This window comes from Paenibacillus sp. LPE1-1-1.1 (assembly GCF_040676435.1).
GTDB lineage: Bacteria > Bacillota > Bacilli > Paenibacillales > Paenibacillaceae > Pristimantibacillus.
Map to the genome: position 1 here is coordinate 40,185 of NZ_JBEGHY010000004.1, position 6,132 is coordinate 46,316.

Annotated in this window: 6 protein-coding genes and 1 rRNA gene; all 7 read left to right on the top strand. The window is 48.2% G+C overall.

Annotated elements, in window-relative coordinates; translation table 11 throughout:
• The first annotated feature begins 40 nt into the window (after positions 1-40).
• Positions 41-1,459 carry an RtcB family protein gene (locus MRBLPE1_RS10425; protein ID WP_364145022.1) on the top strand — a complete coding sequence of 473 codons (1,419 nt, stop codon included), beginning with the start codon at positions 41-43 and terminating at the stop codon, positions 1,457-1,459.
• Positions 1,460-1,714: 255 nt separating this feature from the next.
• Positions 1,715-1,873, top strand: coding sequence for a hypothetical protein (locus tag MRBLPE1_RS10430; RefSeq protein ID WP_364145025.1), 159 nt, complete (start codon positions 1,715-1,717; stop codon positions 1,871-1,873).
• 111 nt (positions 1,874-1,984) lie between these two features.
• Complete coding sequence (locus MRBLPE1_RS10435; RefSeq protein WP_364145028.1) at positions 1,985-3,100, top strand: slipin family protein; 1,116 nt, start codon at positions 1,985-1,987, stop codon at positions 3,098-3,100.
• 215 nt (positions 3,101-3,315) lie between these two features.
• Positions 3,316-4,473, top strand: coding sequence for a YecA family protein (locus MRBLPE1_RS10440; RefSeq protein WP_364145030.1), 1,158 nt, complete (start codon positions 3,316-3,318; stop codon positions 4,471-4,473).
• Between the two features lie 50 nt (positions 4,474-4,523).
• Complete coding sequence (locus MRBLPE1_RS10445; protein ID WP_364145033.1) at positions 4,524-5,291, top strand: AAA family ATPase; 768 nt, start codon at positions 4,524-4,526, stop codon at positions 5,289-5,291.
• 14 nt (positions 5,292-5,305) lie between these two features.
• Entirely contained in the window at positions 5,306-5,809 is a 504-nt protein-coding gene (locus MRBLPE1_RS10450) for a CYTH domain-containing protein (RefSeq protein ID WP_364145035.1), read from the top strand.
• Positions 5,810-6,052: 243 nt separating this feature from the next.
• Positions 6,053-6,132, top strand: a 16S ribosomal RNA gene (locus MRBLPE1_RS10455); the annotation flags it as partial.

The window sequence follows — 6,132 nt, forward strand, 5'->3', positions numbered from 1 at the left end:
GACACCGGAAGAATGAAAGCAAGAAAAGGGAGGTTTTACAATGTTGATGCAGCATAAGAAGCATGGCGGCAATCATCATGAGCTGGAGCTTGAGCATGGCAAACTCCATGTTTTCGCAAACGATGAGGTATTCCGAACGTTCGGAGATAAAGTATATGAAATGGCTAACCATAACCTGCTAATTCCGCGGAATCAATATATGAGCTACACCCCAGACGCGCATGTCGGCATCGGAACCTGCATTGGGACAACGGCGGTATGGAATATGAAGGACGGCTGCGTATCTCCCTCGATCGTCGGGTCGGATATTGGATGCGGAATGCGTGTTCACACCACTCCGCTGCATAAGCGGGATATTAAGGAGAAGGATGTTCGCAGAGCGTTGATTGCGGCCATCGAGAAATACGTGCCGACAAACGAGCGAAAAAATACGAACTACGACGATATCGATGTGTTGAGCGTAGTGGAGCATGGCCTGAAGGGGCTGCCTGAAAAGTATGTGCCGGATGAGCAATGGCTGACGCATGTCGAGCAATCGCATTTTGCATTCGATACTAATTATCTGAAACAGCTTCCTCCAAAAATATTGAAATATGCGCGGGGCCAGCTAGGTTCGCTCGGAAGCGGGAATCATTTCATTGAAATTCAGTACTTGGAGATCAATGAGGCTTATGCGGACTTAGCTTCAAAATGGGGCCTGTTCGACGGTCAGGTTGTCGTCATGATCCATTCCGGCTCCCGCTCTTGGGGCGGTATGGTCGGCCGGGAGCATAACAAGGCCATCAAGGAAGCCATGAACCAGTGGGGCGTAAGCAATCCGGATCCGAATTTGATTTATGCGCCGATAGCGAGCCAAGAAGGGCAGACCTATTTGAATCTCATGTATTCCGCGCTCAACTTTGCCGTAAGCAATCGGCATATGATTGCCTTCGGCGTTCGCGAAGCCTTTCGTGAGGTATTCGGAGCGGGCATGGAAATGCCTGTCCTCTATGACCTGATGCATAATTACGCGCTGAAGGAATTTCACCGTAACCAGCCGATGCTCGTTCATCGCAAAGGAGCGACGCGGGCTCTTCCGCCGGGACATTTTTTGAATACGCCAGTCTACAAGGAAACGGGGCATCCGGCACTCATTCCCGGCTCGATGGGAACGTCCTCCTACATTATGGTAGGGAGGGATGAAGGGTTGAAAAACTTCTATTCCATTTGCCATGGGGCAGGACGTGCAAGATCCCGTAAAGCAACGAAGCAGCTGGTGACCGTCGATGAATTCGAGCAATCGCTGAAGGTCGGCACCGATGACGAGATTCTCGTGAACCACGCTTCCTTGCAGACGATTCTCGATGAATGCCCGCAGGCCTACAAGGACGTGGATCAAATTATCGACAGCGTCGTTGGCGCATCCTTGGCCGCCGTGGTAGCCAAATGCAAGCCGATGGCAGCCATTAAAGGCATCTAATCGATCACGATCACTTTCGCTATTAAAGATCACTTCAATAATAGATGAGATTCATGTCCGAATGGCGTACCTTGGCTGGGATTTTCGAAAATCCCGCAGTGCTCGCGCATCCTATGCGCCTGTATGCTGTATGGTCCATCTCGGCGGAATCTCCCATATGAAGGAGTAGGGCTTATCCCCCTCTCTTTGACAATCGCCTCCAAAGCGACGATGCTCTTCGGAGCACCCTAACTCCCTTCCAAGGAGAACTTTCTGTTGACTCTGCCTTTAACAGTGGCTCTCGGAGGATGCCTAGGCATCCCCGCTGCAGCAAAGCCTATGCAATCGGCGGATACCGTTCGGAGCGGGCTGTCTCTTATTGCCAAGCAGGAAATAATACGCAAACGAATGGATCATGCATTTGAATGCGTCTAGGAATGCCGAAGCGATAAAACAGCACCGCTCCTTACTCAAGCCTGATTCCGGCCCAGCCGCAGGAGAGCTTCTGTTACCAAGGCCACCAAAACCGCAAAGAGGTGTTTGTTCATGTTCAAAAAAGTAATCATCAAAAACGATGAACGCGGTCTGCTTTTCAAAAAAGGCAGCTATATCAAGCTTTTGCAGCCGGGCGTATACCGGCATGCTTCCTTTGCAGACGACAGTGTTATTTTGCAAAATGTAACGAAGCGCTTCGCCGTTCCAAACAAGGAGTTGAGTCTGTTTCTTCAGGATAAGCAGCTGCTGGAGGAGTTAACGGTTGCTGACGTACAGGATTACGAATACGCGCTACATTTTGAGGACGGAAAGTTCAATTCGCTTCTGACAGCAGGGGTGTATGCTTTCTGGAATGCGATCAAGAAGCACTCGTTTATACGCGTGGACATTAGAATTCCCGAAATATCGGAGAAGATCGACCGTTCCTTGCTCTCGAAGCTGCAGGGCTATATTCAAATGTTCGAGGTTGCCAGCCACGAATCCGGCCTTCTTTTCTACAATAACGTATTGCAGAGGGAGCTTCGTCCCGGCCGGTATTATTTCTGGAAGGGTCCGACGAGCGTGCAGGTGAAAACAGTCGATTTGCGCCAGCTTCAGCTGGACATGACCGGCCAAGAAATCATGACGGAGGACAAGGTCACGCTGCGGCTCAACTTCGTATGCCAATATAAGGTTGTCAATCCGCTTAAAGCGTTCCAAATCAAGTCGTTCGAGGAACAGGTATATATTATGCTGCAGCTCATTTTGCGGGAGTATGTCGGTACGCTTAAGCTGGATGATTTGCTGCGAATGAAGCAGGAAATCGCGACGTTTGTGCTCACTCGTTTGAATGAGCAGAAGGAGCATTACGGCGTGCAGTTTATATCCGCTGGCCTCAAGGACATTATTTTGCCGGGCGACATCAAGGATATATTGAATACGGTTCTGCTAGCAGAGAAGAAGGCGCAGGCTAATCTTATTACGCGCCGCGAGGAAACGGCATCGACCCGCAGTCTGCTTAATACCGCTAAGCTGATGGATGAGAACGGTACGTTGTTCCGGCTGAAGGAGCTAGAATTTCTGGAGAAAATTTGCGAGAAGATCGGAACGATCTCACTCACGGGCGGCGGTAATTTACTAGAACAGTTAAACTCGCTGCTTAGCTTAAAAAGCGTGGAAAAATCATGAGGAAACCAGTTGAAGAGGCTGTCTCGAAAAGGCTTGATTGCCTGCGGAGACAGCCTCTATTTATAGGTTGATTCTACATTTTATAGGGGATATATTAAATTATTTTGTTTGATTCCAGCTTCGATTTTTGTTATCTTTGAACCTGCATGTCTTTTGGGGTTACCCTTTAATTTGCTAGAAGAGCATGAAATACATCTACGATTTAGGAGAATACCATGACTACAAAGCTGGATAAAGCAATGGATAAATTTTGGCCGCAGCTGACTTATCCCTTATCGTTTGCGGATGCGCTGGGCACATTATCAAAGCAGCAATTGACTAGTATTCGTACGAATTTGCAAATTAGCAACCTAAGCTCACTCAATAAACAGGGGCTGGTAGAAAAGCTGGCCGTGAAGATTCCGGAGCATCTCTCGGAAGCGGTGCGCAGCTTTGACCAAAACAGGATCAAGCTCCTTCAAAAAATAGCAAAGAGCGACGGCATTTGGGATAAGCCGCTGCTGGAGCTTCAGCAGTATGAATATTTCCGCGAGCGCGGGCTTCTTTTTCCGGGAACGGTGGAGGGGAAGCGGGTTGTCCTCATGCCTTTGGAATTACTGGAGACAATGAAAGAGGGCAATGCGGTACAAGATCAGCCGAACGTCAGCCGCAGCATGGAATGGATTCGGATGACGCAAGGCTTGCTTTACTATTATGGAACGTTAACGGTCGAACAATTAATATCGTTTGTTATTTCCGAGGGAGACGGAGCCGAAGCGTCTACGGAGTTTATGGATGTCTTAATCGACGCCGCTCAATATTATGATCAATTCGAAATCCATGCAGACGACACGATCTCCGACTCTCGGGTGGTAGATCCGCAAGCGATTATGAAAGAGCGTTCGCTAAGGCATGATCTGGATTTTTGTCCGTTTACGAAGCAGCAGCTGCTCAAAGCGGGAGAGCCCGAGTATGTTGAGCGGAACAGCCATTATATGAATCTCGTTCGCTATGTTCTACATCGTTACGAGATTGACCGGGAACAAGCGGATTTAATGGCAGAGGAAATTGTGGATGCTGCCAAAAACGGAAGCTCACTGGCAGACGTAATCGAATTGGCGCAGGAATTTATCGATATGCCGAACTTGGAAACGGTGAATGCGGTAACGAATTTATTGGTTCCTTTAATGAACAGCACCAAGCAGTGGGCCATCAAAGGGTATTCCCCTGAAGAGCTGTCTGCGAAGAGAGCAAGCGCCAGCATGCTGCTGAATCATGTTCCTAATCAAGCACGTCAAGCTGAGGTTATCGATCTTCAGTCCAAGAAAAAAATCGGACGTAATGACCCGTGCCCTTGCGAAAGCGGTAAAAAGTTCAAAAAATGCTGCGGCTAGCAGAGCAGGCAGTACTAAGCAAGACCTAATCGGGCTGGGGGGCGTGCGCCGTGAGACAAAGCCAGCAAGGACTTTATTTAAGAGGCGTCAGGCTCCTTAGGGAGACGGTACCCTCCTTCGATGCTTACCCTTTTCATCTGAATGCCATACGTACCTTGGAGGAGCTTGAGTTTCATCCCAAGGTAACCTACATTGTCGGTGAGAATGGCATGGGAAAATCTACGCTGCTGGAAGCGATCGCGATTGGGCTCGGGTTCAATCCGGAAGGCGGGACGATTAATTTTAATTTTTCTACCGAAGAGACGCATTCCGAGCTCCATCGCTATTTGAGGCTTGTCCGCAGCGTGAATAAACCGAGAGACGGCTTTTTCTTTCGTGCGGAGAGCTACTATAACGTGGCGACTAATATTGATCAAATGGATCGCGAGACACCGAGAGGACCGAGATTAGTCGATTCCTATGGCGGGAAGTCGCTCCATCAGCAATCGCATGGCGAGTCTTTTTTTGCGGCGTTCCTCCATCGTTTTAGAGGAAATGGACTCTATATGATGGATGAGCCGGAGGCGGCGTTGTCTCCTTTTCGACAAATGGCGATGCTTTCTCGGATTAACCAGCTGGTCGGGCAGAACTCTCAGTTCATTATTGCGACTCACTCGCCTATTCTAATGGCCTATCCCGACGCGGTGATTTATAATTTAACTTCAGAGGGCATTGAGCGCACCACATTAGAGGAAACCGATCACTTTATATTGATGAAGCAGTTTATTAATAACCGGGAAAAGATGCTGCATGAGCTTTTCTTGGAAGATGAACAATAAAGGAGCGGTTTAGGATGTCATTAGAAATCGAACGCAAGTTTCTGCTGCCGGAATTTCCGAGTGCTTTAGTAGAAGACTCGAAGCTGAAGGTGCTTTCCGAACAGCGAATCGAACAAACCTATTTAGCCATAGACGAAAATCAGGAGCTGCGCGTTCGCCGCATCGTGGATTTGGCAAGCGGCGATGTTACCTATACGCATACGTTTAAATTAGGCAACGGTATGTTACGCGAAGAAATTGAGTACTCTATATCGGAGAGCATATATGGGCAGGTTATAAATGCCTTTGGTTTCGTGCCGCTGACGAAAAACCGGATAACGGCGGAATGGGATGGACGCGTAATCGAAATCGATACGTATGATCAAATCGAGCTTTCTGTGCTTGAAGTTGAATTTGACTCGGAAGAAGCCGCGAATACGTTCCAGGCACCGGATTGGTTTGGCAAGGATATCAGCTCCGAGCGGCAGTACAGCAACAAAAAAGTGTGGCGGGAGCTGCAAGAAAAACGGGAGCTATAAACAACAATCGACAGATTCAAACATTTTGTTTCAAAATAATTTATAAAACGCTTGACCTTATAGGCGAATACATGGTATATTCTATTTCCGGCCGAGAGAGACACACGGACGGCAAGCAAAACAAGCAATACAACGAAAGAAAAAAGATTGCTCTTTGAAAACTGAACAACGAGTAATAACTGCCCTTACGATCCTCACGGATCGTTAGAAAAGCGATAAAAAGTAATGAGCATTTCAAACACCAATTTGGAGAGTTTGATCCTGGCTCAGGACGAACGCTGGCGGCGTGCCTAATACATGCAAGTCGAGCGGATCTTGTCCTT